At 29.1% G+C, this 24,542-nt stretch carries 29 protein-coding genes and 2 pseudogenes; 17 read left to right on the top strand and 14 right to left on the bottom strand.

The features are described from left to right. Positions 1-1,137, top strand: a 1,137-nt coding sequence (locus tag ACTG3S_RS01125; RefSeq protein WP_439127537.1) for an ABC transporter ATP-binding protein, incomplete at its 5' end; no start/stop codon positions are given. Here the strand turns inward: ACTG3S_RS01125 and cdaA are convergent. From cdaA to ACTG3S_RS01105, 4 genes and pseudogenes are all read right to left on the bottom strand, one after another. Continuing rightward, entirely contained in the window at positions 1,138-1,914 is a 777-nt protein-coding gene (cdaA, locus tag ACTG3S_RS01120) for a diadenylate cyclase CdaA (protein WP_439127536.1), read from the bottom strand. It lies immediately after the preceding gene. 53 nt (positions 1,915-1,967) lie between these two features. Further along, positions 1,968-2,573, bottom strand: coding sequence for an ExbD/TolR family protein (locus tag ACTG3S_RS01115; protein ID WP_439127535.1), 606 nt, complete (start codon positions 2,571-2,573; stop codon positions 1,968-1,970). Between the two features lie 377 nt (positions 2,574-2,950). Next, entirely contained in the window at positions 2,951-3,775 is an 825-nt protein-coding gene (gene folP / locus ACTG3S_RS01110; protein WP_439127534.1) for a dihydropteroate synthase, read from the bottom strand. Between the two features lies 1 nt (position 3,776). Next, positions 3,777-4,358: pseudogene (locus ACTG3S_RS01105) on the bottom strand (TIGR00730 family Rossman fold protein). Positions 4,359-4,442: 84 nt separating this feature from the next. Here ACTG3S_RS01105 and ACTG3S_RS01100 point away from each other — a divergent pair. The 4 genes from ACTG3S_RS01100 (at position 4,443) to ACTG3S_RS01085 (ending at position 7,238) form a co-directional block, all read left to right on the top strand. Beyond that, complete coding sequence (locus ACTG3S_RS01100) at positions 4,443-4,976, top strand: DUF1599 domain-containing protein (RefSeq protein ID WP_439127533.1); 534 nt, start codon at positions 4,443-4,445, stop codon at positions 4,974-4,976. 172 nt (positions 4,977-5,148) lie between these two features. Continuing rightward, positions 5,149-6,114, top strand: coding sequence for a BT_3928 family protein (locus tag ACTG3S_RS01095; RefSeq protein ID WP_439127532.1), 966 nt, complete (start codon positions 5,149-5,151; stop codon positions 6,112-6,114). Further along, positions 6,111-6,482 (top strand): fluoride efflux transporter CrcB, encoded by a 372-nt coding sequence (gene crcB, locus ACTG3S_RS01090; RefSeq protein WP_439127531.1) that lies wholly within the window; start codon positions 6,111-6,113, stop codon positions 6,480-6,482. Before ACTG3S_RS01095 ends, crcB begins: the two co-directional genes overlap by 4 nt. Positions 6,483-6,536: 54 nt before the next feature. Further along, a complete protein-coding gene (locus ACTG3S_RS01085; RefSeq protein WP_439127530.1) occupies positions 6,537-7,238 on the top strand; it encodes a crotonase/enoyl-CoA hydratase family protein in 702 nt (233 codons plus the stop codon). A gap of 15 nt (positions 7,239-7,253) precedes the next feature. Here the strand turns inward: ACTG3S_RS01085 and ACTG3S_RS01080 are convergent, their stop codons facing one another. The 6 genes from ACTG3S_RS01080 to ACTG3S_RS01055 form a co-directional block, all read right to left on the bottom strand. Next, positions 7,254-8,276, bottom strand: a complete 1,023-nt coding sequence (locus ACTG3S_RS01080; RefSeq protein ID WP_439127529.1) for a T9SS type A sorting domain-containing protein — start codon at positions 8,274-8,276, stop codon at positions 7,254-7,256. Between the two features lie 25 nt (positions 8,277-8,301). Then, entirely contained in the window at positions 8,302-8,913 is a 612-nt protein-coding gene (locus tag ACTG3S_RS01075; RefSeq protein ID WP_439127528.1) for a DUF1684 domain-containing protein, read from the bottom strand. 9 nt (positions 8,914-8,922) lie between these two features. Then, positions 8,923-9,456 carry a DUF4252 domain-containing protein gene (locus ACTG3S_RS01070; RefSeq protein ID WP_439127527.1) on the bottom strand — a complete coding sequence of 178 codons (534 nt, stop codon included), beginning with the start codon at positions 9,454-9,456 and terminating at the stop codon, positions 8,923-8,925. Positions 9,457-9,499: 43 nt separating this feature from the next. Further along, on the bottom strand, positions 9,500-11,929 hold the full coding sequence (locus ACTG3S_RS01065; RefSeq protein ID WP_439127526.1) for a glycoside hydrolase family 2 TIM barrel-domain containing protein: 2,430 nt from the start codon (positions 11,927-11,929) through the stop codon (positions 9,500-9,502). 11 nt (positions 11,930-11,940) lie between these two features. After that, positions 11,941-12,885 carry an MBL fold metallo-hydrolase gene (locus tag ACTG3S_RS01060; protein ID WP_439127525.1) on the bottom strand — a complete coding sequence of 315 codons (945 nt, stop codon included), beginning with the start codon at positions 12,883-12,885 and terminating at the stop codon, positions 11,941-11,943. 78 nt (positions 12,886-12,963) lie between these two features. After that, positions 12,964-14,022 carry a branched-chain amino acid aminotransferase gene (locus ACTG3S_RS01055; RefSeq protein ID WP_439127524.1) on the bottom strand — a complete coding sequence of 353 codons (1,059 nt, stop codon included), beginning with the start codon at positions 14,020-14,022 and terminating at the stop codon, positions 12,964-12,966. Positions 14,023-14,143: 121 nt separating this feature from the next. On the opposite strand from ACTG3S_RS01055, the gene ACTG3S_RS01050 reads away from it, so the two are divergent. From ACTG3S_RS01050 to ACTG3S_RS01035, 4 genes are read left to right on the top strand one after another with little or no spacing between them, the layout of a single operon-like run. Continuing rightward, the gene (locus tag ACTG3S_RS01050; protein ID WP_439127523.1) at positions 14,144-14,650 is read left to right on the top strand and encodes a DUF4920 domain-containing protein; all 507 of its coding nucleotides are present in this window, start codon (positions 14,144-14,146) and stop codon (positions 14,648-14,650) included. Further along, on the top strand, positions 14,650-15,072 hold the full coding sequence (locus ACTG3S_RS01045) for a hypothetical protein (protein ID WP_439127522.1): 423 nt from the start codon (positions 14,650-14,652) through the stop codon (positions 15,070-15,072). The genes ACTG3S_RS01050 and ACTG3S_RS01045 overlap by 1 nt, the downstream gene beginning before the upstream one ends. Before the next feature lie 2 nt (positions 15,073-15,074). Next, the gene (gene mnmD, locus ACTG3S_RS01040) at positions 15,075-15,743 is read left to right on the top strand and encodes a tRNA (5-methylaminomethyl-2-thiouridine)(34)-methyltransferase MnmD (protein ID WP_439127521.1); all 669 of its coding nucleotides are present in this window, start codon (positions 15,075-15,077) and stop codon (positions 15,741-15,743) included. Between the two features lie 16 nt (positions 15,744-15,759). Then, complete coding sequence (locus tag ACTG3S_RS01035) at positions 15,760-15,891, top strand: hypothetical protein (RefSeq protein ID WP_439127519.1); 132 nt, start codon at positions 15,760-15,762, stop codon at positions 15,889-15,891. Positions 15,892-16,000: 109 nt separating this feature from the next. Here the strand turns inward: ACTG3S_RS01035 and ACTG3S_RS01030 are convergent, their stop codons facing one another. Together ACTG3S_RS01030 and ACTG3S_RS01025 are read right to left on the bottom strand one after the other, a co-directional pair. Beyond that, the gene (locus ACTG3S_RS01030; RefSeq protein ID WP_439127518.1) at positions 16,001-17,137 is read right to left on the bottom strand and encodes a glycosyltransferase family 2 protein; all 1,137 of its coding nucleotides are present in this window, start codon (positions 17,135-17,137) and stop codon (positions 16,001-16,003) included. Continuing rightward, positions 17,134-18,042, bottom strand: a complete 909-nt coding sequence (locus ACTG3S_RS01025; RefSeq protein WP_439127517.1) for a lysylphosphatidylglycerol synthase domain-containing protein — start codon at positions 18,040-18,042, stop codon at positions 17,134-17,136. Before ACTG3S_RS01025 ends, ACTG3S_RS01030 begins: the two co-directional genes overlap by 4 nt. Positions 18,043-18,147: 105 nt before the next feature. On the opposite strand from ACTG3S_RS01025, the gene ruvC reads away from it, so the two are divergent. The 6 genes and pseudogenes from ruvC (at position 18,148) to ACTG3S_RS00995 (ending at position 21,808) form a co-directional block, all read left to right on the top strand. After that, positions 18,148-18,702 carry a crossover junction endodeoxyribonuclease RuvC gene (ruvC, locus tag ACTG3S_RS01020; RefSeq protein WP_439127516.1) on the top strand — a complete coding sequence of 185 codons (555 nt, stop codon included), beginning with the start codon at positions 18,148-18,150 and terminating at the stop codon, positions 18,700-18,702. Positions 18,703-18,805: 103 nt separating this feature from the next. Beyond that, a complete protein-coding gene (locus tag ACTG3S_RS01015; protein WP_439127515.1) occupies positions 18,806-19,171 on the top strand; it encodes a four helix bundle protein in 366 nt (121 codons plus the stop codon). Positions 19,172-19,207: 36 nt separating this feature from the next. Then, positions 19,208-20,294, top strand: a pseudogene (gene hemW / locus ACTG3S_RS01010) (radical SAM family heme chaperone HemW). A 104-nt stretch (positions 20,295-20,398) separates the two neighbouring features. Then, positions 20,399-21,148: a cyclase family protein gene (locus ACTG3S_RS01005; RefSeq protein WP_439127514.1), complete on the top strand. Its 750-nt coding sequence runs from the start codon at positions 20,399-20,401 to the stop codon at positions 21,146-21,148. Positions 21,149-21,159: 11 nt separating this feature from the next. Continuing rightward, positions 21,160-21,513 carry a DUF4260 domain-containing protein gene (locus tag ACTG3S_RS01000; protein WP_439127513.1) on the top strand — a complete coding sequence of 118 codons (354 nt, stop codon included), beginning with the start codon at positions 21,160-21,162 and terminating at the stop codon, positions 21,511-21,513. Positions 21,514-21,559: 46 nt separating this feature from the next. Next, positions 21,560-21,808 carry a hypothetical protein gene (locus ACTG3S_RS00995; protein WP_439127512.1) on the top strand — a complete coding sequence of 83 codons (249 nt, stop codon included), beginning with the start codon at positions 21,560-21,562 and terminating at the stop codon, positions 21,806-21,808. Positions 21,809-21,813: 5 nt separating this feature from the next. Here ACTG3S_RS00995 and ACTG3S_RS00990 read toward each other — a convergent pair whose 3' ends face one another. Continuing rightward, positions 21,814-22,794: a CorA family divalent cation transporter gene (locus ACTG3S_RS00990; RefSeq protein ID WP_439127511.1), complete on the bottom strand. Its 981-nt coding sequence runs from the start codon at positions 22,792-22,794 to the stop codon at positions 21,814-21,816. A gap of 65 nt (positions 22,795-22,859) precedes the next feature. Here ACTG3S_RS00990 and ACTG3S_RS00985 point away from each other — a divergent pair, with 65 nt between their 5' ends. Both ACTG3S_RS00985 and ACTG3S_RS00980 read left to right on the top strand, forming a co-directional pair. Next, positions 22,860-23,228, top strand: a complete 369-nt coding sequence (locus ACTG3S_RS00985) for an MmcQ/YjbR family DNA-binding protein (protein WP_439127510.1) — start codon at positions 22,860-22,862, stop codon at positions 23,226-23,228. Further along, positions 23,229-23,786: a 5-formyltetrahydrofolate cyclo-ligase gene (locus tag ACTG3S_RS00980; RefSeq protein ID WP_439127509.1), complete on the top strand. Its 558-nt coding sequence runs from the start codon at positions 23,229-23,231 to the stop codon at positions 23,784-23,786. Here the strand turns inward: ACTG3S_RS00980 and ACTG3S_RS00975 are convergent. Then, a complete protein-coding gene (locus tag ACTG3S_RS00975; protein WP_439127508.1) occupies positions 23,761-24,483 on the bottom strand; it encodes a peptidoglycan DD-metalloendopeptidase family protein in 723 nt (240 codons plus the stop codon). The two genes, ACTG3S_RS00980 and ACTG3S_RS00975, sit on opposite strands and share 26 nt — an antisense overlap. Positions 24,484-24,542: the final 59 nt, after the last annotated feature.

Below are 24,542 nucleotides of genomic sequence, written 5' to 3'. Positions count from 1 at the left end.
CGTGTAACAGGTATGAAAATTGTACAGCTTTTTAACAGAGAAAATATAGAATACAATAATTTTAAAGAAATTAATAATAAGCACAAAGAAGCATATATTAAAACCATTTGGTATTTTTCTATTTTCTTTCCAATTGCAGAAATTTTATCATCGATTGGTATTGGTTTAATAGTCTGGTTTGGTAGTAAACAAGTAATAGATGGTGCTGTACCTGGACCAGGAACTGTAATGGCTTTTGTACAAATGGCACAAATGTTATTTAGACCTTTAAGGCAAATTGCAGATAAATTTAATCAATTACAGATGGGAATTGTTTCTGGAGAACGTGTTTTTAAAATCTTAGATACAGAAAGCACTATTTCTAAAGATGGTACTATTATCGCCAAAAATCTTAAAGGAAATATCAATTTTAAAGATGTTAGATTTAGTTATGTAGAAGATGAAGAAGTACTAAAAGGAATTAATTTAAATGTAAAAAGTGGCCAAACTATTGCCATAGTTGGTGCAACAGGTGCAGGCAAATCAACTATTATTAACTTGATAAATCGATTTTACGAAATTGATGCTGGTACTATTTCTGTAGATGATGTTTCTATAGATAATTATAATTTACAAAGCCTGAGAGATCAAGTAGCTATTGTTTTACAAGACGTTTTCTTGTTTTCAGATTCTATTTTAAATAATATCACTTTAAAAGATGCAAGTATCTCTAAAGACGATGTAATTGAAGCTGCAAAACAAATTGGTATTCATGATTTTATTTTAACACTTCCTGGAGGATATGATTACAACGTAAAAGAACGTGGTGCTATGCTTTCTTCGGGACAAAGGCAATTAATTGCTTTTTTAAGAGCTTATGTTAGTAAACCAAGTATTTTAATTTTAGACGAAGCAACATCTTCTGTAGATGCGCATGCAGAACAAATGATACAATATGCTACAGAAACTATTACAAAAGGTAGAACGTCTATTGTGATTGCACATAGGTTGGCAACTATAAAACAAGCTGATAAAATAATTGTAATGGACAAAGGGTTAATTGTTGAAGAAGGAACGCATTTAGAATTGTTAGAAAAGGTAGATGGTTATTATAAAAACTTGTATGATAAACAATTTAGTTTAGACATTGCTTCCTAATTACATTAAGTCTTTTTTTAGTTTTTCGTTTAATTCTGAAAGGTTTTCATAAAGTACAAAACCCCCATCTTTAATATACGAAATTTCGCCAGTTTCTTCTGACACCAAAATACAAACAGCATCTGTTTTTTCTGAGATACCAATTCCAGCCCTGTGTCTTAAACCAAATCTTGCAGGTATTTTAGCGCTGTCAGATATTGGTAAAACAACTCTTGTAGCTACAATATAATTATCTCTAATAATTATTGCGCCATCATGTAAAGGACTGTTTTTGTAAAAAATACTTTCTAATATGACCTTATTTACTTGGGCATTCATGCTGTCTCCAGTATTAATTAAAAAATCTAAATTATTGGTTCTTTCTACAACAATTAAAGCCCCCGTTTTAGATTTAGACATTTTTTTACAAGCGTCTAAAATTAGATCTGTATCAATTTCTGAATTAATTTCTGTCTGTAAAAATTTTAGCTGTTTTAAAAAACTACGTTTGTTGGTAAAATTTGTGGTACCAATCATTAATAAAAACTTACGTATTTCTTGCTGAAAAACAATAATTAATGCAATAACACCACCAGAAAGTAAATAGCCTAAAATACCACTTAACATTTCCATTTTTAGAGCTTGTGTAATTTTCCAGATTAGAAAAATAAAAGCAATACCAATTACAATGTTTATGGCTACAGTTCCTTTTAATAATTTGTAAATATAGTAGAGTAATGTTGCTACCAACAAAATATCTAATACATCTAACAAAGAAAATTCAATAAAATCGAACATAAAAAACAAACTGATTTTAGGCTAAAGTACTAATAAATTTATGGATTGCAATATCAATTATTTATTTCTGCATCTGACACCAAAAGTGGGTATTTTTCTCGAATCAATTTTATTTTTTCTTGCAATGTCAAATCGCTATTATTCGTTTTTTTATAATCGGCTAACAAGCTTTCGTAATTTCTATTATATAATTTTACAGCCAATTTATTTCTTAAATGTGTGTATGCTGCGTTTAAAGCATCTAACGTATTTATATAGGTTTCATAATTTGTGCTTCTATCTGTTTTTATAGAAATAATTGCTTTTGTTGGATGGTCTGAAGAGGTTTTAATTTGCAAGCCATTACACCAAGTACAAGGTTGTTTGTTGATATCTAAACCACCACCATTATCTATAAAATTGATGGCAATTAGTTTTAAATCTTTTAGTGGAATGGTTTTTCCATCTACAAACAATTCGTTTTTCTTGTTGATGTTTACTTCTAAAACATTCCGTTCGTTCATATCGATGTTTTGAGGTGTTTTTTCTTTAGGTGGAATTTTTCTTGCAATACCTGCATCTACAGATAATGTTGTAGTTACCAAGAAAAAGATTAATAATAAAAATGCAATGTCTGCCATAGAACCTGCATTAATTTCGGGTGATGATTTTCTACTCATAATTTCTAGTTTTTAAAAGTTAATATATTGAGTTTTCTCCTCGAAAAATTCGAAAAGCATTATTAAAGTTTAACTAGGTAGATTTTTGGCGTTAACATTTATTTAACAAAAAGAGTGCCAAAAAATATTGCTCTATTTAGACCCTTCAGATTTGTAAAACTTGAAAGGTATTTAACACATGACAAACATAGGATGACAATTATCTTTTAAAAAATTAATAGCGCTGGCAAACAGGTTTAGCCCTGATTGAAATGACATCCTTTTTATGCTAAACTAAATTTAGTATTTATTATAATTAGTATAAAATCTTAAAAATATTTACAGAAGCTGAAGTGAATTCAGCATAAAAAGATATAATGGAAAGCAGGAAATAGCTTCTAATTAGAAACCTGCTGAACAATTTTTACAGCCTCAACTGCTTCTTTTACGTCATGTACACGTAAAATGTTAGCACCATTCATTAGCGCAATTGTGTTAGCTGATGTGGTTGCATTTAAGGCTTCTTGAGCAGTAATATCTAGGGTTTTATACAACATAGATTTGCGAGAAATTCCAGCTAAAATGGGCGAGTCTAAACTTTTAAAAAGGTTTAAATTTTTAAGAATTTCAAAATTATGAGCTACAGTTTTACCAAAACCAAAACCCATATCTATAATTACATCATTTAGTTTTAGTTGATGTAGTTGCGTAATTTGTGCTGCAAAAAACGAGGTAATTTCTTGCGTAACATTTTTATAAACCGGGTTTTTTTGCATGTTTTGTGGTGTGCCCAACATGTGCATTAAAATATAAGGTACTTGCAGTTGTGCCACAGTTTCAAACATGTTAGTATCTATTTTGCCACCAGAAATATCGTTTACAATAGCTGCACCAGCTTGTATGGTTTCTTTGGCAATGTTGCTTCTAAAAGTATCTACAGAAATTATAATTCCTGGGAAGTTTTTAATTAATAAATTAATGACAGGTATAATTCTTTGTAGCTCTTCTTCTTCAGAAATATGGGTTGCACCAGGTCTAGAAGAATACGCACCAACATCTATAAAAGTGGCACCTTCTTTCAACATTTTTTCTGTTTGATGTAAAATGTCGAGTTCATTTTTATATTTACCACCATCAAAAAAAGAATCTGGGGTAATATTTAAAATACCCATTACTTTTGGTGTAACTAAATCTACTAAAGTTCCTTTACAGTTTATTGTCATTTTAACTTACTACTTTTTTAATTACATGTGTAATTTCGGGTGCTTGGTAATTGTGCATTTTTTCCATTAACTCTGTTACAGTTGTGCCAACTAATAAAAGCTCTTTATTTGCTTTTTTTAAATAACCTTCTGCAACCATTTTGTCTAATTGTAGTAAAGTAGCATCAAAAAAACCATTTACATTTAGCAAACCAATGGGTTTTTATTCTATGTGTAACTGCCCTAAAGTTAAGGCTTCAAAAAGTTCATCTAAAGTACCAAAACCCCCAGGTAAAGTAATGTAACCATCTACTAATTTGCTCATTAATACTTTGCGTTCACTCATATTTTTGCAAATATTCATGTTTTTTACACCTACGTGAATTACTTCTTCTTTTTTCAAAAGTTCTGGAATTACGCCAATAACTTCGCCATTTTTTGCTAAAATTGTATCTGCTATAACCCCCATCATTCCTATTTTTCCACCTCCATAGACCAAGCCAATGTTATTTTTTGCAAAATAATTACCTAATTTGATGGCTGCTTCTTTGTATATGGGATTAAACCCTAAACTTGAACCACAAAAAACCACAATTCTATTCATAAATAAATTGATAAATTCATGGTAAAAATAAAAGAAATGCTTGTAAGATTTACTATTTTTACCCAATTACTTTAAAAACTGAAAATGCAAGATACCTCAAAACAATATGATGCAGTTGTAGAAGAATGCAGAAGTTTATTTATAAAAAAAATGTCTGATTATGGAAGTGCGTGGCGTATTTTACGTTTGCCTTCTTTAACAGATCAAATTTTTATAAAGGCGCAAAGAATCCGTCAATTGCAAGAAAATGAGGTGCGTAAAGTAGACGAAGGTGAAAAATCTGAATTTATTGGGATTATTAATTATTCGATTATGGCGTTAATTCAGTTAGAAAATGGGTTTGTAGAAAATCCTGATTTAAATACTGAACAAGCTACTGAATTGTATGATAAACATGCAAAAATTACCAAAGAATTAATGATGAATAAAAATCATGATTATGGAGAGGCTTGGAGAGATATGCGTGTATCTAGCCTAACAGATTTAATTTTGCAGAAATTATTACGCGTAAAACAAATTGAAGATAACAAAGGAAAAACCATAGTTTCTGAAGGAATTGATGCCAATTATCAAGACATGATTAATTATGCTGTATTTGCGATGATTCATTTAGACTAGTTATGAATAAACAAGTTCTAGAAATTATTTTTTTTGCAATTTGTTTTCTCTTAGTAATGATTGCTTCTATAATGATATATAATGGATATTATTCAAATTCATTTGTACCATTAGCAATTGCCCTAGTTTTATTATTTGCCTATATTGCTGTAAAAGTTTTAAAAAAGATATTATGAAAATACTAGTCCAAATATCAAGAATCATAGTAGGAGCCTTATTTATTTTTTCTGGCTTTGTTAAATTGGTAGATCCTATTGGTTCTCAATATAAGTTTCAAGAATATTTTTCTGAATCGGTTTTAAATATGGAATTTTTAGTTCCTTATGCATTGCCATTTGCAGTACTCCTAATTATTGCAGAAATTTTATTAGGAGTCATGATTTTAATTGGCTACAAACCTAAATTCACAGTTTGGAGTTTGCTAATTTTAACTGTAATTTTCTTATTCCTAACCTGGTATTCTGCATTTTACAATAAAGTTACAGATTGTGGTTGTTTCGGCGATGCCATTAAATTAACACCTTGGGAAACCTTTTATAAAAACGTAATTTTAATTGTTTTAATTATGCTCTTAGTCATTAAAGTTGAGCTAATTAAACCTATTTTTAAGGGTAAAATACCTAAATTAATTACCTTTTTATCTTTAGCGGCTTTCTTATATATTGTTCAACATGTATTGACACATCTGCCTATCATAGACTTTAGAGCATACGCAGTAGGCAAAAACTTACAAGAGGGAATGGAATATCCAGAAGATGGTTCTATACCACCTGTACACGATTTTGTTTTAGAAAATAGCCAACAAGACTTAGCGCCTATACTTTTAGAAAAAGAAAAAGTAATGCTAATTATTGTGTATAATTTACAAAAAGCAGACAAAAACGGATTTCCTGCAATGAAACAAATTGCTGAGAAAGCTACTAAAAATGGTTACACTGTTTATGGTGTTTCAGCATCGTTTACAGATGATTTATTAGCAGTAACAAAAGAATATAACTTACCATTTGAGTTTTTGTTTTGCGATGAAACAACTTTAAAAACAATGATTAGAGCAAATCCGGGAGTCATGATTTTAAATAAAGGTACAGTTACACAAAAGAAAAATTGGGTAGATGTAGATGAATTAGAACTAAAATGAAACAATTAGTACTCGTTTTTATTGGTGGAGGTTTTGGTAGCGTTTTACGTTTTTTAATCGGTAAATGGCTCAACAATTCAGAAAACGGAATCCCTTATGGTACGTTTATAGCCAATATTTTAGGAAGCTTACTAATTGGTGTAATTTTAGGTTATGCTGCAAAGAATGATGCGATTTCCCAAAATCATACCTTGTTGTTAGCAACTGGTTTTTGTGGTGGTTTTACTACGTTTTCAACCTTTGCTTATGAAAATCATGTGTTTTTAAAGTCTGGAGATTTTACCAGTTTTGCTATGTACACCATTGTAAGTTTTGTAATTGGTTTTTTAGCTGTTTTTGCAGGAATGTATCTGGTAAAATTTATTTAACTTCACACATGTTAGTTCAAGCGCAGTCGAGAACTAATTTAAAATATCAAACTTATGAACGAATTTGTAACTTATCAATCAGAAGAAAATTATGCTATAATCACCATTAAAAATGGAAAAGCAAACGCAATTTCTCATGAAGTTATTGATGGTTTAAATGCTTGTTTAGATAAAGCAATTCAAGAAAATAAGGTTGTTATTATTACTGGACAACAAGGAATGTTTTCTGCTGGTTTCGATTTAAAAGTGATGACAAAATCACCAGAATCTGCTAAAGAATTGGTTACAAAAGGGTCTCAATTATCACTTAGAATGTTGTCTTTTGCACAACCAATTATTATTGCTTGCTCTGGGCATGCTATTGCAAAAGGCGCTTTTTTGTTATTGTCTGCAGATTATAGAATAGGTACAGAAGGCGATTTTAAAATAGGTTTAAACGAAGTGCAAATAGGTATGACCATGCACAATGCAGGTATTGCCATTGCCAAAGCACGTTTAAGTGAAGTGTATTTAAATAGAAGTTTAAATAATGCAGAAATATACAATCCTAAACAGGCTGTAACAGCAGGTTTTTTAGACGTGATTGTTCCAGAAAATCAATTGTTGCCAACTGCTATAAAAGTTGCTGAATTATTTGCTAATCTTCATAAAAAGGCGCATGCTGCAACAAAACTAAAAGTTAGAAAACCACATTTAGAAAATTTAGAAAAAGCGATTGCATTAGATTTATCTGCTGATATTTCTATAAAAGAATAATTAAAAATATATTAATTATTCTTTTATAAATTTTATTTTTTTGTTGTTATCTAATTTTATAAAATAAAGTCCTGTATTAAAAGAATCAAATGGTATAACTCTATTATTTTTTATAACTCCTTCTAAAACTTTTACACCTAAAAAATTATAAATTACATAAGCTTTGGCATCAATATTAATTAAGTTTATTTGATTTTTCACAGGATTAGGAAAAAGTAAATTTTCTTCGTATTTAAAGCTTTCCGTAGATAATGTATTCCCTACTATTGGGTTTATATCAAAATTTAATGAGTTTAAGTAAGCAATTCTATAAGATAAACCTTGCGTAACCTTATTATAATCTTCTGTAGATAATCTGTTATCTACATTTCTTAATGCTAACCAAACAGCAAAAGTTTCAGAAATGTCTTCTCTATTGGGATTATCAAAGGCATACTTAGAAACAAATTTTGTATCCTTATTTCTTTCAGTAATCCAATCTTCATTGTATAAATAATCTAAAGCAGAGTGTGCACCTTCATGCAATAACATTTCTTCAATATTTCCATCTTTTATTATTCTTTCAGATAAATCTCCTTCATAAATATCTATAGAATTATTCCAATTATTACCACCAAAATTAGCATTTCCTTTCATAATATTAATTAACTTAATGCCATTTCTTAAAACATAAGGTAATCTTCCCAAATAATCTTTATATCTTTCAACAGCTTGGTCAGCTTCAGTTTTTGTATAATCACTTTGCCTAATTCTCATTTCTGCTGATATATTGTCTTTATAGTTAATTGTATAAATCCAAGATAAAGGTTCTACCCAAGCTCCATTTCCATTATTAGCAAGTCTATCCCACATTAACGCTATTTCTTCACTTTTATATGAAGTATTGTCTAAGACACTTTCATCAGAAGATTTTAAAATATTATAAAATCCTGTATGCCACAGAGTACCATTTTCATAAATATAATTTGAATTTTGACTATAACTCTGGTTGTTTAGGCATAACATAAGTACAGCAGTAAAAAGAAATTTTGTATTCATTTTTTTTAAAATTTAATAAAGTATTTTAATTTTTTTTAAAAGCTTTTATACCAACTTTTATTTCTATATCTAAATGATTTTTTCTAGGCGTTAATGGGCAAGAATATCTATCGTTATAAGCACAGTAAGGGTTATAGGTATTGTTAAAATTTAGCGTAATTGTATTGTTTGAAATATCTGTGGTTTTTACATCCATGTATCGTCCACCACCATAAGATTCGTTTCCAGAAGTATCGTCTGTAAAAGGTAGAAAAAGGTAGTCTTTATATTCCTCATCTTCTAAATTCCCTTGATTTTGATATATAGTTAGAGTATAATTTTGGCCTTTTAATGTAAAAGTTAACACGCCATATTCTTTGTATAAAGGTTTTCTATCTGTGGTTGTCGGCATCTCAAAAACTGGTGCGTTTTTAGTTCTTTTTAATTTTGCAGTTACAATAAAAGAAGAATCTACAGGAAAAAAATCTAACCCTTTAAACTTTTTTAAATCTCTTTTTTTTAAGGGCGATTTTGAAGCGTCTTTAAAACGTGCATTTTCTTTTTGTTGATATTCAGTTTCCCCAACCAAAGCCCTTTTGTCTTGTGAGTTGCAAGAAATCATTAAAAAAAGTGATATAAATAGGATGAATTTTTGCATTTGTATGTTTTAGTTATTATTAAAACCAGGTATTTTTGGCGAGTATTGATAATTTTGTGTTAGTTTAGAAGATAGTTTTTCAAACTGATTAGTTTCAGATAATACTTTTAATCTGTTGGGATCAAATCTTCCTTTTAGATAAAAAACGGTTGTTTTTTCTTTGGTAGAATTAAATATAATGGCTTGCGAAACCACATCTCCTCTTTCTTTTACAGACACAATTTTGGTTTTTTCTAATTGGTTGCTTCTTAAAATATCTGTAAAACTATTGGCCGTTACAGCATTGATATCTTGTATAATTTGTGCTTGTTTAGCTTTAGAAACTTCGCCAAAAGTTATAAACTTGAAATCGTTTACATTGCCTAATAAACTATTAATTTCTGGAGATATGTTTTTTGCTAAAGACATCATGAAATTTGGCACCTGAAAAGCTGTTACTCCGATATCGTTTTTGTAAGTGTTAAAAAAACTTCTAAACGATTTTCCACTTCCGCAAGAAATTAAAAAGAGTAGGGTTATGGCTAAAAAAGTGATATTTTTCATAATATTTATAATAATCACTTCAAAAATACAACTTTAAAATATTTTACTTACTTGTAATTTTTATAGTTGCTGTTTTTAAAGATTTTCCAGTAACCTTTAGTTTTATTTCACCAGGTTTTTTATCTGCTTGTACAAGTACCACTAATTTACCGCTAAAGAGTTTCATTTTTGGGAGATGAAATAGCTCTAAAGAAGTTGCATCACCATTACAAACAGCTTTAAAACTACCATTTCCTGTAACTTTAAAATTCAGTTGATTTGTAGCTGTTGGACATGGAATACCTTTCTTATCTACCACAGAAACTGTAACAAAAGAAATGTCTTTACCATTTGCTTTAATCGTTTTTCTATTTGCATCTAAAACGAGTTTATACGGTTTTCCTGCAGTAAAAATTTCTTTTTCTTGTGCTGGTTTTCCTTCTTTATCAAATGCAACTACCTTTAAAGAGCCCGGGTTATAAACAACATCCATCCACATTAAACGATACCTTTCTAAAGGCGAGGTATTATTTTTTTTCTGAATGCCCATGCTTTTTCCATTGACAAACAATTCTGCACTATCAAAACTTGTATATACAAAAACAGGTGTTTTTTTGCCTTCTCGTCCTTTCCAATTCCAATGAGGTAATATGTGTAAAGTTGTGTCTTTTTTGTTCCATTTACTTCTGTATAAATAAAATCTGTCTTTTGGCAAACCTGCCAAATCATTAATACCAAAATAAGAACTTCTAGAAGGCCAATAACTATCATAAGGTGTGGGTTCTCCCAAGTAATCGAAACCTGTCCACACAAATTCGCCTAAAACCCAATCATTATCATCTTGTAAAACAAAATCGTCCTCAGGTAAATTAGACCAACTACAATATTCTAAATCGTATGAAGAACTTTGCAAGTCATCATATTGTTTCATAGATGCTTTTTCTACAGGAAACTTATAAATACCTCTAGAGCTCACAGTAGATGCAGTTTCTGAGCCTAAAATAAATCCCTGAGGAAATTTTTCATAAGCTTCTTTGTATAAATGCGTTCTGTAATTTAAACCAGGTATATCCATAACAGCACCAAAACCAGAAGCCATGGTTGCTTTAACTTGATCCATACCAACAGTTACAGGTCTTGTAGGGTCTTCTCTATGAAAAATGTCTTGTATCATTTTTGCTCTTTTGGCTCCTAAACTTCCCCATTGATCTGGTACTTCATTTCCTGCACTCCACATCACTATAGAAGGATGATTTCTGGTAGCATGTACTAAATTTATGATGTCTTTTTCTACATCCTTCTCAAAAAAGCGATTGTAACCATTTTTTACTTTTGGTTTTGCCCATTCATCAAAAGACTCTGCAAGAAAAAGGAAACCCATTTCATCACACAATTCTAATTGTTCTATGGAAGGCATATTATGAGCACTTCTTATAGCATTTGTACCCATATCTTTTAGAATTTGTAATTGCCTTCTTAAGGCAGCTTTGTTTACAGCAGTTCCTATTGGGCCTAAATCATGATGCAAACAAACACCCTTAAATTTGGTGTGTTTACCATTTAGAAAAAACCCTTTTTGTGGTTTGTAGGCAATACTTCTAATTCCGAATTTGGTAGTTTTTTTATCTTGAATTTTATCATCCAAAAAAACGGTGGTTTCTGCTGTGTATAAATATGGATTTTCAATACTCCATAAAACAGGAGACTTTACCAAAATATTTTGGTCAAATTCGTTTTGAAACGATGTGTTACTTTTTAGAGATGCAACCACCAAACCATTTGCATTTTTTATTTTAGTTTCTAGAATTAAATTAGGATTCGAAACTTTTGTTTTCATATTAACCTTTGCACTATTTTCACTGATTTTAGGAGTGGTTATAAATGTACCCCATTGTAAAATACTATTTTTGTTTTTTATAATTAACTGAACTTTTCTGTACAAACCAGCACCTGGATACCATCTTGAGGATAAGCCCATATTATTAAGATGAACTGCTAATTTATTTTTAGTATCCGTTTTTATAAATTCTGTAATATCGAAATTAAAATAATTGTATCCATAATTCCATTCGCCAACCTTTTTACCATTTATAAACACTTTTGGTTGACTCATGGCGCCTTCAAATAATAAAATTATTTTTTTATTGGCATCTTTTTTATCTATAGTAAATGTTTTTCTGTACCAAGCTTCCCCAATGTAGGGTAATGCACCAGTTCTCCCTGTTTTTTCTGTGGCTTTTTTTTCACCATTTTGAGTAATTTTTACAACTTGTTTATCTATCTCTTTATCAAAAGGGCCATAAATAGCCCAATCATGAGGTACAGAAACAGTTTGCCAATTATTGTCTTTATAATCTATTTGATGGGCATTGTCAGGGTTCCCTTTTTTAAATTTCCAATTTTCTTCTAATAGAATTACTTTTCTTTCTTGTGCAACAAATGTTGAAATGTATAAAATTGAAAATATAAAAAGAAAGTGTTTTTTTAGTCTCATTTGCTATGTTTTTAAAGCGCTATTTGCATTCCTTCAAAAGCAAATCGAAAACCCAATTTTTCGACCTTACTTTTTTCTTTTGATGATTTTTGCAAAGCAGGATTTGTATGGTTAAAATGTATAAAAACAACTTTATTTTTAGTCTCTAAAGTTTCATTTTTAAATATACTTAGGGTTTCTTCTATAAACGGATGAGGAATTTCTGACATGGGTCTATTGATTTCTCCATTTTTAAAAAAGGTAGCATCTAAAAAAGCAATGTCTACTTTTTTAACTTCTTCAATAATACTTTTTTTCCACTTTTCCCATTTGTTAATATCAGGTATAAACAATGCTGCTTTTTTAGTACCTTCAATCCTATAACCTACAGTTTCAGAATATTCATCTCTATGGGGTACTAAAAAAGGGGTTACTTTTAGGTTGTTGTTCAATATAATTGTTGCATCGTTTTTTAAATCTTTAAAAACAATATTTTTTAAATCTACAAGCTGACTCCAAGGTCCGTTTTTAGTTAAATAATTCTTCATTTTTGGCATTACAAAAACCTTGGTTCCTTTTTTTCCAAGAGCTTCTCTTCCAAAATACATTAAACCAGTATAATGCCCAATATGTGCGTGTGTTAAAAAAATACCATCAATTAAATTATCTGTTTTTAAATGATGTTGTTCTAAATCTGCCAATTGTGTAGCAATGTCTGGTGTTGCTTCAAAAAGCCATTTTTGTTTGTTTTTTAGATCTATCAATCCTAAAGAAACTACTTTTTGTTTTGGTTTGTTTCCGCGATAAAACTGTGTGCAACAATTTTTATCGCAACCAATATGTGGATAACCTGCATCTTGAGCAATGCCTAAAACAGTAATATATTGTTTGCTTTTTGGTTGATTTTTAAAATTATTTTTTTGTCTCTCTTTGCAAGAAAACAATGTAAAACAAATTAAAATCAAAAAATATCTCATGCTAAAATATTAGATTTTAAATATAAAAAAAAGCATCAACGTATGTTGATGCTTTTGTAGAATAATAAAAAATTCTTTTTATTTCACTAAAACTCTCCAACCATAAGGGTCTTCTGCTTTATTTGTTTGTATATCTGTAATTGCTTTCTTTAAAGTAGCTGCAAAAGGTTGTTTTAATTCAGGTAAATCGTAATCTACCTCTTTATAACCAAAACCTGCAATCGGTGATATTACAGCTGCAGTTCCTGCGCCAAACATTTCTTTTAAATTTCCCTTTTGAGCAGCATTAATTACCTCAGAAACTGAGATTTTACGAACTTCTACGTCAATATTTTTGTCTTTAGCAATTTGTATAATACTCTTTCTTGTAATTCCATCTAGAATTCTATCACTAGTTGGGCTTGTAATTAAAGTATCGTTTATTCTTACAAATATGTTCATGGCACCAGCTTCTTCAATGTACTCGTGTGTATTGTCATCTGTCCAGATTACTTGATTGTATCCCTTTTCTATCGCCAACTGCGTTGGATAAAATTGTGCAGCATAATTACCACCAGCTTTTGCAAAACCAACACCGCCATTTGCTGCACGTGCGTATTTTTCTTCAATTAACACCTTTACTTTGCCAGCAAAATAAGCTCCAGAAGGTGCAGTACAAATTAGTAATTTATACTCGTTGGCAGGTGATGCATGAAAACCGTTTCCAGTTGCAAACATAAAAGGCCTTATATATAAAGAACTACCCTCATTTGTTGGTATCCAAGCTTCATCAACCTTTAATAATTCTTTTAACCCATCCATGAAAACGTCTTCAGGAATTTGCGGAATTACCAAACGTTCCGCAGATTTATTTAAACGTCTACAGTTGTCTAAAGGTCTAAATAAAAGTGTATTTCCATCCGTATCTTTATAGGCTTTCATACCTTCAAAAATAGATTGCCCATAATGGAAAATTTTAGCAGCAGGACTTAAAGAAATTGGTGCAAAAGGCTCAATAACTGGATCTTGCCATTTACCATCTTTAAATGTACAAGTTAACATGTGATCAGAAAAAACACTTCCAAAAGGCAAATTATTAAAATCTACACTGTCTATTTTAGATTTTTCAATACGATTAATTTGTATAGTAGCACTCATTTTTTAGTCGATTAAATTTCTCTACAAATGTACATAATTTATTTATCTGAAGTCTTATAAAAAATAGAGTTTTCGTGTTAAATTTCTTACATTTGTAGGTAAATAGTTAAATTAAAATAAGATGAAATTAGCAGTTAAATTATGTGCTATTGCACTTTTTGTTTTTACAGCTTGTAAAGAAACTAAAAAGAACGATATCAAAGAAGAAACCAAAAAACAACCATTAGCTTATGCAACTTTCGGAGATGAAATTTCTGACAATAATGCTTTGTCAAAAGAGCAAATGTTAGCAAAATTCGAAACCATGAATGTTGGTGATACTGTAAATGTAAAATTTGTTTCTAGTATTAAAGAAGTGTGTTCTAAAAAAGGTTGTTGGATGAAGTTGCCTTTAGCAGAAGAAACAGAAACTATGGTACGTTTTAAAGATTATGGTTTTTTTATGCCTTTAGATTCTCAAGGAAAGGAAGTAATTGTAGCAGGTAAAGCATTTGTAAAAATTACACCTGTAGACGAGTTACAACATTATGCAGAAGATGCTGGGAAAAGCAAAGAGGAAATTGCAAAAATTACGGAGCCAAAAAAGGAGTTTGCTTTTGAGGCAAATGGTGTTTTAATGAAAAAATAATGAGATATTTTTTCGCTTTACTCTTTTTTTGTTTCTTTATAGGATGTAAAAAAGAGCCTGTTAATAATACAGTTTCTAAAGAAAATAAAGTATATAAGCAGTCAGAAATGGCTGCTTTAATGCTTAAAATGTATAGTGTTAGTTTAGAAAATAAAAATCGAATCTTAGAAGGAAAAAAACTTAGTGATTTTCCTAAAGATTTTTTAAACATACACAATGCAGAATTAACAGATCCTTCTGATAGAAATGCTGCCTTCAATGGCTTTTCAGAGTTGTATTTACAATCTATTAAAAAGGTTTTTAATAGCGCTAAAGACTCCTTAATTATAAAACACAATCTTGCCGTAAATAGCTGCATTTCTTGTCATAAAACAACCTGTATTGGGCCAATTCCTAAAATTAAAAAATTACTAATTCCATAGTTTTGAAAAGAGAAATTCTAACAACTTCAGACGGTTCTACAACCATACATTTACCAGATTGGAATGAGCAATATCACTCAAAAAATGGTTCTATAAATGAAACCTATCATGTTTTTATAAAAAACGGTTTGCGAGAAGTTTTAGAAGATAATGTATCTATCCTAGAAATTGGTTTTGGCACGGGTTTAAACTGTTTTATTACCTATTTAGAAGCTAAGAAAGAAATCGATTATGTTGGGGTAGAAGCTTATCCAGTAACAGCAGATGAAGTAGAAAAAATGAATTTTATTAGTGTTTTAAATGCAGAAAAAGAGCAAGAAGCCTTTCATAAAATTCATCAAGTTTCTTGGGAAGAAAAACATCAAATTTCTTCTAATTTTTCACTTATAAAAAGAAAACAATTTTTTGAGGATATTACCGATGAAAATGCTTTTAATTTAATTTATTTTGACGCTTTTGGTGCACGTGTTCAACCCCAATTATGGACAGAAGAAATCTTCTTAAAAATGTTTACAGCATTAAAAGAAAACGGAATTTTAGTAACCTATTCTGCAAAAGGAAGTGTTAGAAGAGCAATGCAAGCAGTTGGTTTTACTGTAGAGCGTTTGCCTGGGCCTCCAGGAAAAAGAGAAATGTTAAGAGCTAGAAAAATAACAACTCAAAACTCATAATTAAAAATTTGTATTGATGGAATTCAAAAGAAAATTTGGAAGAAAAAAACAAGCAAAACCCAAAAAAGGATTGTTTTTAGTAGTTTTATTAGCCATTGCTTTAATACTTTGGTTTAAAGCAGAAGCAATTATGGAAGCTTTATTTTAATTTTTCTTAAAGCTATTTCCTGCTTTTCGCACTCGCTTTTTTTGAGAAAAACAAAAAAGAGCTCAAACAAATGCTATAATCAGGGCTAAACTTGTTGGCCAATATTTTCTTACTTTTTAAACACTCTGCCTTTCCAATGATAGTTTGTAAAAAACGATTTTAAAACAATAAAAACACTGAAAAAGGGATAAAAAATTGCACTAAACAAATACCATCTGTAGAGTGTTTTTTTATGTTCGTAAAAACGCAGTGTAGGTATAAAAAGCACCAAATCAATTAATAATTTAGCAACAAGTGTTGCTAATATTATATAAATATTACTCACAAAAAGCACACAAAAAATAATACTTAGATTTACTAAAAAAATAAATGCACCAATTAATTTTGCAGCAATTAAGTTTAAATTACTTGTTTTTGCTGCCCATCTTACTCTTTGGTTTATCAAATCTTGCCAATTTTTTACAGGAAATGTATGTACTGTAGCGTCTTTAGATTTTAAAAATTGCACAGCGTTTTTATCAGATTTTAAAAATTTTTCGAATATAAAAATATCATCTCCACTTGCAATGTTGTTGTTGCCATCAAAACCATTTAAGTTTAAAAACTCATCTTTCTTATAAGCTAAATTTGCACCATTACACAAAAAAGGAAACTTTAAACCAAAACTACCAATAGTTGTGCCTTGTAAACTCATAAAATCTAATAACTGAAACTGCTCTATAGAATTATTTTGAGCCATATAATTTACAGGAGCAACTATCATTTTTGGTTTTTTTAGTTGAATGAAATTATCCAAAGTGTTTAACCAATTTTTTGGTGCCATACAATCTGCGTCTGTAGTTACAATCCAATTATATTTAGCTAAAGAAATTGCTGTTGTTATGGCATCTTTTTTTGGAGCGTTTGATTTTCGCTTATTATTGATGATTTTGATGTCAGTTCGAGTAATTTCGCTTTTTTGCGAAATTGTATCGAGATTTTTTTCAATTACAGCCACAGAGTCATCTGTAGAAGCATCGTCGACAAAAATAAATTCTACTAAATTTTTAGGGTAATTTATTTGGTGAATTGATGCCAATAATCTGGGTAGGTTTTCTGCTTCATTTCTAAACGGAATAATAACAGAAAAAGTGTTTTTGCATATTCTATTTTCATTTTGAAAACTTTTTATATTTTTAAAACCAATTGCTATGGCAATTATTAAAATTGCGTAAAGAATACCAATAGAAACCAAAAACCAAATCATAAGGCAAGTTTTGGTTTAAAAGTAACCACAAAATAACTTCCTATAATTGCTGGAACCACAAAATTTAGTACCCACATAGAGGTTGTAATAGTTAAAATAGTAAGACTATTTACTTGCAAAAAAGAAAAGATAATCACAGCAATAGAACTTTTTAAAACTACATCAAATAAAGAAAGCATAGGAATTACAGAGCTACATAAATACATGGCTGAAATAGCTGTTATTGCATCTAAATAAGAAATATCAACCTTAAAAATAAACAATAAAAAGTAAAATTGATGTGTAAAAATCACAAATCTTAAAAAGGCTAAAACGCTCACTTTCCAATGAGTTTTCTTAGAAATTTTAATAGCAAAAGGATGGAAGTAATTTTTATTTTTTAAAATGTATTTCCATAAAACAAATCCTAAAAAAACAGATAAAATGGTTCCAAAAAAACTATATAAAATCATATTTAGAGCTATTTGTAAATCTAAATTCCAGAAAAAATAAATACAACCTAAAACACCAAAAAAAAGTGTTGCAAAAAGTTGATGTATATTACCAACAAAGTTTAAGGTTACAATTTTCTTTCTGATAGTTTTATCAAAAAAAAGTGCTTTGGCTCCATATTCTCCAATTCTATTGGGCGTAATTAAAGAGGCAGTTAAAGAAGCTAAACTTTGTTTTGTGGCATCAAAAAAGGAACTTTTAGAAATACTTTGGACTAAAAGATGCCATTTCTTAATTTCTAAAAACCAATTTAAAAACGATAAAAAGATTAAAAAAAGTAGATTTTTGAATGAAAAAACATCATTTTTTATCAAATTTTGATAAAAAACTGTAAAATCTAAATTTTCATTGTTGTTTAATTTATTAAAAATAAAGTAGCCACAAACAAATACAATCGTTAGTTGTATTATCAACCAAAAGAATTGTTTAGTTTTGTATGATAGCGATTTGTACATTGCATGCAAAGTAACAAATAATCGTCAGTAAAAAAGACGATTTCATCAAAACAATCTGCGATTTTGCCCACAGAAAAAATAATTTTAGGAATAGACCCAGGAACTACCATTATGGGTTTTGGTTTGATAAAAGTAGTTGGTAAAAAGATGGAGTTTATTCAAATGAACGAATTGATTCTAAAAAAATACGATGATCATTATTTAAAGTTAAAATTAATTTTTGAAAGAACGATTGAATTAATCGACACTTATAACCCAGATGAAATTGCCATTGAAGCACCTTTTTTTGGAAAGAATGTACAAAGTATGTTAAAACTAGGTAGAGCACAAGGAGTTGCCATGGCTGCTGGTTTGTCTAGAGAAATTCCGATTACAGAATATTTACCTAAAAAAATTAAAATGGCAATTACAGGAAATGGAAGTGCCAGCAAAGAACAAGTTGCTTTGATGTTAAAATCGCTTTTAAACTTAAAAACCTTACCCAAAAACTTAGATGCTACAGATGGTTTGGCTGCTGCAGTTTGTCATTTTTACAATTCAGGTAGAGTTGTGGGTGGCAAAAACTATACGGGTTGGGCAAGTTTTGTAAAGCAGAATGAAAAGAGAGTTAAGAAATAATTCTTTAGTTTTCATTAGCAGTAGTATTAGCAGTAGCAGTTTGCATTGGCAGTTTACAGAACAAGATTAAAATTTAGATAGTATTTTAGTTAATTATAAATTTATGAGTTTTACAGATTTATTAGCATTTAAAAAATCGTTTTCTTTAGCAATGAATATTTTTGAAATTTCAAAAAGTTTTCCAAAAGAAGAAAAATATTCTCTTACAGACCAAATTAGAAGGTCTTCTAGAAGTGTTTCTGCAAATATTTCTGAGGCTTATAGAAAAAGAAGATATCCAAAACATTTTATTAGTAAATTAACAGATGCTGATGCTGAAAATTCAGAAACATATACTTGGTTGTTATTTTGTTCTGAATGTAAATATATCAACAAGAATATATTAGAAATTTTATCTAAAGAAAGCTTAGAAATTGGGAAAATAATAAACTATATGATTAATAATCCAAGTAAGTTTGGATCAGTTTAGAACTGTAAACTGATACTGAAAACTGAAAACTATTTTATGTCAGGAATCTACATCCACATCCCTTTTTGTAAACAAGCATGTTTTTATTGCGATTTTCACTTTTCTACTTCTTTAAAAAAGAAAAAAGATATGATTTCTTGTTTGATTAAAGAAATCGAAATTAGAAAAGTTGAACTGCACAATGAAATAGTGGAAACTATTTATTTTGGTGGAGGTACACCTTCTGTTTTAAATACAGAGGAAATTCAGCTTTTAATAAAAGCGGTTTATAATAATTTTAAAGTTATTGAAAACCCAGAAATTACTTTAGAAGCCAATCCTGATGATTTATCGGAAGACAAAATAATAGAACTTTCTAAAAGTCCGATAAATAGATTAAGTATCGGAATTCAATCTTTTTTTCAGAAAGATTTACAATTGATGAATCGTGCTCACAATTCAGAAGAAGCTAAAAATTGTTTGCAAATTGCCACGCAGTATTTTAAAAACATTTCTGTAGATTTAATTTACGGGATTCCAGATTGTACCAATGAAGAATGGAGAAAAAAGCTATGCTTTAACAGTAGAACCTAAAACAGCATTAGAAAGCTTGATTAATAAAGGGAAAATTAAAAATGTAGATGAAGAAAAAGCAGCAGAGCAATTTTATATTTTAGTAGAAGAACTAAAAAATGCAAATTATATGCATTATGAATTGTCTAATTTTGGGAAAGAAGGTTTTTTTAGTACAAATAATTCGTCTTATTGGTTAGGTAAATCTTATTTAGGTATTGGGCCTTCTGCACACTCTTTTGACGGGAAACAACGTAGTTGGAATGTAAGAAATAACTCAAAATACATAAAATCTATACAAGAAAATAGTTTGCCAATAGAAAGAGAAACCTTGTCTAAACAAGATGTTTATAATGAATATGTGATGACTGGTTTAAGAACTATTTGGGGGGTTTCTTTGCAAAAAATTGCCATAGATTTTGGGAATCTTTATTTAGAGTATCTAAAAAATCAATCTAAAAAACACTTACAAAATAACTTATTGATTGTAGAAAATAATGTTTTAAAAGCTACAAACAAGGGTAAGTTTTTAGTAGATGGTATTGCCTCAGATTTATTTATGATTTCTTAAATATTTACAAAAATGCTTTGACGTATAGTTTTTAAATAACAATTAAAAACTTATATTTGAGATTACAGCTATAAAACAATCAACAAGTACAAGCTTAAAATTAGATGAAAGCAATAGTAGAATACAATTCAAGAAAAATTACTGTAGATATTTCTAATCCTATAGATATTTCTATACCAATAGATCCTAAGAAAAAGAACGTAAATGCCTGGTATATAGATGATCCAAAGATTTTTCCTCAAGAGTTTGATGGCGAAAAAGTTAAAGTTTCTGAAGGTGCTGTTGTAAATTTTAATGACATTCATTTTAATCCACATTCTCATATAACGCATACAGAATGTGTTGGTCATATTACAAAAGAAATCCATTCTATAAATAAAAATCTCAAGTATTTTATTTTTTTAGCAGAAGTAGTTACGATTGCTCCTTTGTTTCATAATGGCGATTTTATAATTGGAGTAAAACAGTTAAGCAAGGCTTTAAGAAATAAAAAACGTGATGCTATTGTAATAAGAACCTTACCTAATTTAGAGGATAAAAAGAGCATGCAATATTCAAATACAAACCCAACGTATTTATCAGAAAAAGCGGCTATTTATTTGAGAGAAAAAGGAATTAAGCATTTATTAATAGATTTGCCTTCCGTTGATAAAGAAAAAGATGATGGGAAGCTTTTGTCACACAATGCTTTTTGGAATACTGGTGGAAAAGTTAGAATGGATGCCACAATTACTGAGTTTATTTATGTTCCAAACAACGTAGAAGATGGTGAGTATTTACTAAATCTTATGATTGCTCCTTTTGAGAACGATGCCACACCAAGTAAACCTGTTTTATACGAGATTTTAAAGTAATTTTTTTTATTATGAAAAATACATTAAAGCTTGAAGAGTTCGCTATGTTTGGTTTTTCAATCTTCTTATACAATCAATTAGATTTTAGTTGGTGGTTGTATTTAGCATTATTTTTCTTGCCAGATATTAGTTTTCTAGGATATGTAATTTCTACTAAAGTTGGTGCTGTTTTCTATAATATTTTACATCATAAAGGTATTGCAATAGCACTCTATTTATTAGGTGTTTACAGTGATAATAACTACTTACAATTAGCAGGCATTGTTTTATTTGGGCATGCTTCTTTCGATAGAATTTTAGGCTATGGTTTAAAATACTCAGATAGTTTTAACAATACACATTTAGGTAAAATTGGTAACAAATAGATTTTTAAAGGTGTAATTTCAATTGTAATTTTTGAAAGTTTTTTAGATGCATAAAATCGATTTTAAAACCTTAAAAGTATTGGCTTTGTCAATAATATCTTTAATTTGTTACTTGTTTTTAGAGAATTCTGAAAAAGTAAATGAAAGGCTTTTAAGATTTAAAAGTAATAATTCAATTAATGAATTTGGATTTTATGTGGTAATTAATTTATTAAAATGGTTTTTATTTATTTTTGGTATCATTGCTTTAACTATGCTTATTGTAAAAGTCTATAAAAGAAAGAGAAAACTGTAAAATGCCTAAAACCATTTCTTTCTCTTAAAATACCAAACAGCTCCAATAGTTACAAAAACCATAACTCCTAATAAAACAAAATACCCATATTTAAATTTTAATTCGGGGATATTTTCAAAATTCATCCCATAAATTCCGGCCAAAAAAGTCAATGGTATAAAGACAACAGACAAAATGGTTAGGGTTTTCATAACTTCATTTAGTCTATGACCTTGAATACTAAAAATCAAATTTATTTTACTTTCTAATTCTTGCAATTCAAAATCTATATTAGAAATTAAATTGTTGGCTTGCTCTTTTAATTCGCTGTAATATTTAATATCAAAACCTTCAATTTTTATTTTTTCTAACTTTATAATGGTGTCTTTTAAACTTAAAGTTGCTTTTTTAAAGTTGAATAATTCTTGTTTTCTTTTTTCTACCAAAGATGTGAATTCTGGCGTAGGTTTTATATTTACAGCATCTAATTGATTCGCACTTAACTCTATATTTTTTTGATAAGTATCCTCGTAGTTATCTACAATAGACTCTAAAATTAAAAATAACAAATAGTCTGCTTTTTTCTTTCTAACAATACCTTTGTTGTTTTCTAAGCGTTCGCGAATCCAATTAAAATAATCGCCTTCTTTTTCTTGTATGCTCCATAAAAAACCAGACGAAAAAATAAAAAACATTTGTTCAGAATCTAAGTTTCTACTTTCGGTTTTTAATATACGTGTACTAATAAATACCAAATCGTTTAATAAAATTACTTTGTTAGAATGCTCATCATCCATAAATAATTTTATTAAAAAATCGTCTAATTTATTTATACTAATTATTTTCTTAAATATTTCTCTATAATTTATTCCATAAGTATTTAACCATTCTGTAGAAGGGGTTGTGTTGGTTAGTTGAATGTCAGAAATCGCTTCGTATTTTGTATTCTGATAGCTTTTTTTAGAATAGCTAATTAGAGATGTGTTTTTTAAAAACTCGTTTTCCATTTAAATAATAATTGTAAATTTGATACATAAAGATACTTTTTAAATTATAAACAAACGCATAATTTATGCATGTAGAGCAATTAAGAGATTTTTGTATTGCCAAAAAAGGAGTTACAGAACATTTTTCTTTTGACCAAAGTACGCTGGTTTTTAAAGTGATGGGAAAAATGTTTGCATTAACTCCTCTAGAAAAATGGGAAAAAGGAGATTCTTTTGTCAATTTAAAATGTGATCCAGAAAAATCGGAAGTATTAAGAGCCGATTATGAAGGTATTTACCCAGGTTTTCACATGAGTAAAAAACACTGGAATACAGTTGTGGTAAATACTTTTGATGTTCCTGATACATTAGTTTTAGAACTTATAAACCATTCTTATGAATTGGTGATAAGTGGTTTGACTAAAAAGTTGAAAGCCGAATTAGAAAAGTTATAAATGAAAAAAGAAGTTTTAAGACAAATTTATAAACAAAAAAGAGCTGATTTATCTCTCTTAGAAATAGAAAAATTACAACAAAACATCTATAAACAAATTTTTAATTTAGATATCTCTGATATTAATACAGTTCATCTTTTTTTATCTTTAATAAGATTTAAAGAGATAAACACAAAACCTATTATCAATTTTTTTAGAGCCAAAAACAAACAAATTGTAGTAAGTAAATGCAATTTTAAAAACCATACGCTATCTCATTTTTATTTGGATGAGAACACGAAATTAGAAACCAATAAATTTGGTGTTCCAGAACCTATAGATGCAAAACCAGCTTTAGAGAAAGATTTAGATTTGGTATTTGTACCGCTTTTAATTTCTGATACCCAAAATTTTAGAGTAGGTTATGGCAAAGGTTTTTATGATCGTTTTTTAGCAAATTGTAGTAAAGATTGTAAGAAAATTGGACTTAATTTTTTTGCACCGATTGCTAAAATAGAAGATATAGACCAATTTGATATTGCTTTGGACAAAATTATATATCCAAAGCCTTTAATTTAAATAACAAATTAGGATTGGGACAAATCGATTTCCAAAATTCTATTTCACTTTCATAAGCAACACCAGGAAAATCGTTTTTAAAATCTAATAAGGTTAGCATTATTTGAAAATGCAAATGCGGTACCCAATTTCCGTTTTCTGTGGCATTACCTAACTGACCAATTTGTGCTCCCTTTCGTATAATGTTACCCACTTTATGTTTTTCTATACTTGCTAAAGATAAATGCCCATATAAGGTAAAAAACACATTGTTTTTAGTTTTGTGTTTTAAAATAAGCAAGCCTCCATAACCTTTATCAAAATTATCATCTGTTATACAAACAATTTCGCCATCCAAAAGGGCATTTACAGGAGTTTGAGCAGGTAACCAAAAATCGACGCCTAAATGTGTATCTCTTTTTTCTACACCGTTTTTAGTATTTCTTTTATAAATATCAGATGTGTATAAGGCTCTTTTTTCTAAATAACCACCAGCAATAATTTTAGTGGGATTTTCAGTTTGAATTTCCTCTAACTTAGTTTCAAAATAAGGAAGATTGTTAAACTCCTTAATTGTTTTTACATGTGTATTATTGATGCTTAAGTCTATATGAATGACTTCATTTTTAGATACAGATGGAAATAAATATTTTAAGGAAAACTCCTCTGATTTTGCCCAACTTTTAAACGATTTTAACGCTTCTTTTTTTTGCATCATCAAAAATAGAATATTCTATTTAGAAATAGAAAATTACTTTTTATTATTTGTAGTTTTGT

It is taken from the genome of Polaribacter sp., from assembly GCF_965656025.1.
Classification (GTDB): Bacteria; Bacteroidota; Bacteroidia; order Flavobacteriales; family Flavobacteriaceae; genus Polaribacter.
The sequence above is the reverse complement of the archived record's forward strand: the minus strand, read 5'-3'. Positions and strand labels throughout refer to the sequence as shown.

Excerpts from the sequence above, each read along its gene's own strand:
- ACTG3S_RS01080 (WP_439127529.1), bottom strand. The coding sequence starts at position 8,276 with ATGAATACAAAATTTCTTTTTACTGCTGTACTTATGTTATGCCTAAAC.
- ACTG3S_RS01070 (WP_439127527.1), bottom strand. The coding sequence starts at position 9,456 with ATGAAAAATATCACTTTTTTAGCCATAACCCTACTCTTTTTAATTTCT.
- ACTG3S_RS00980 (WP_439127509.1), top strand. The coding sequence starts at position 23,229 with ATGAAAAAAGAAGTTTTAAGACAAATTTATAAACAAAAAAGAGCTGAT.
- ACTG3S_RS01060 (WP_439127525.1), bottom strand. The coding sequence starts at position 12,885 with ATGAGATATTTTTTGATTTTAATTTGTTTTACATTGTTTTCTTGCAAA.
- ACTG3S_RS01045 (WP_439127522.1), top strand. The coding sequence starts at position 14,650 with ATGAGATATTTTTTCGCTTTACTCTTTTTTTGTTTCTTTATAGGATGT.
- ACTG3S_RS00975 (WP_439127508.1), bottom strand. The coding sequence starts at position 24,483 with ATGATGCAAAAAAAAGAAGCGTTAAAATCGTTTAAAAGTTGGGCAAAA.
- ACTG3S_RS01065 (WP_439127526.1), bottom strand. The coding sequence starts at position 11,929 with ATGAGACTAAAAAAACACTTTCTTTTTATATTTTCAATTTTATACATT.
- ACTG3S_RS01015 (WP_439127515.1), top strand. The coding sequence starts at position 18,806 with ATGAGTTTTACAGATTTATTAGCATTTAAAAAATCGTTTTCTTTAGCA.
- ACTG3S_RS01115 (WP_439127535.1), bottom strand. The coding sequence starts at position 2,573 with ATGAGTAGAAAATCATCACCCGAAATTAATGCAGGTTCTATGGCAGAC.
- ACTG3S_RS01030 (WP_439127518.1), bottom strand. The coding sequence starts at position 17,137 with ATGATTTGGTTTTTGGTTTCTATTGGTATTCTTTACGCAATTTTAATA.
- cdaA (WP_439127536.1), bottom strand. The coding sequence starts at position 1,914 with ATGTTCGATTTTATTGAATTTTCTTTGTTAGATGTATTAGATATTTTG.
- ACTG3S_RS00985 (WP_439127510.1), top strand. The coding sequence starts at position 22,860 with ATGCATGTAGAGCAATTAAGAGATTTTTGTATTGCCAAAAAAGGAGTT.
- ACTG3S_RS01035 (WP_439127519.1), top strand. The coding sequence starts at position 15,760 with ATGGAATTCAAAAGAAAATTTGGAAGAAAAAAACAAGCAAAACCCAAA.
- ACTG3S_RS01005 (WP_439127514.1), top strand. The coding sequence starts at position 20,399 with ATGAAAGCAATAGTAGAATACAATTCAAGAAAAATTACTGTAGATATT.
- ACTG3S_RS00995 (WP_439127512.1), top strand. The coding sequence starts at position 21,560 with ATGCATAAAATCGATTTTAAAACCTTAAAAGTATTGGCTTTGTCAATA.
- folP (WP_439127534.1), bottom strand. The coding sequence starts at position 3,775 with ATGACAATAAACTGTAAAGGAACTTTAGTAGATTTAGTTACACCAAAA.
- ACTG3S_RS00990 (WP_439127511.1), bottom strand. The coding sequence starts at position 22,794 with ATGGAAAACGAGTTTTTAAAAAACACATCTCTAATTAGCTATTCTAAA.
- ACTG3S_RS01095 (WP_439127532.1), top strand. The coding sequence starts at position 5,149 with ATGAAAATACTAGTCCAAATATCAAGAATCATAGTAGGAGCCTTATTT.
- ACTG3S_RS01000 (WP_439127513.1), top strand. The coding sequence starts at position 21,160 with ATGAAAAATACATTAAAGCTTGAAGAGTTCGCTATGTTTGGTTTTTCA.
- ACTG3S_RS01050 (WP_439127523.1), top strand. The coding sequence starts at position 14,144 with ATGAAATTAGCAGTTAAATTATGTGCTATTGCACTTTTTGTTTTTACA.
- ACTG3S_RS01055 (WP_439127524.1), bottom strand. The coding sequence starts at position 14,022 with ATGAGTGCTACTATACAAATTAATCGTATTGAAAAATCTAAAATAGAC.
- ACTG3S_RS01075 (WP_439127528.1), bottom strand. The coding sequence starts at position 8,913 with ATGCAAAAATTCATCCTATTTATATCACTTTTTTTAATGATTTCTTGC.
- crcB (WP_439127531.1), top strand. The coding sequence starts at position 6,111 with ATGAAACAATTAGTACTCGTTTTTATTGGTGGAGGTTTTGGTAGCGTT.
- ACTG3S_RS01100 (WP_439127533.1), top strand. The coding sequence starts at position 4,443 with ATGCAAGATACCTCAAAACAATATGATGCAGTTGTAGAAGAATGCAGA.
- ACTG3S_RS01085 (WP_439127530.1), top strand. The coding sequence starts at position 6,537 with ATGAACGAATTTGTAACTTATCAATCAGAAGAAAATTATGCTATAATC.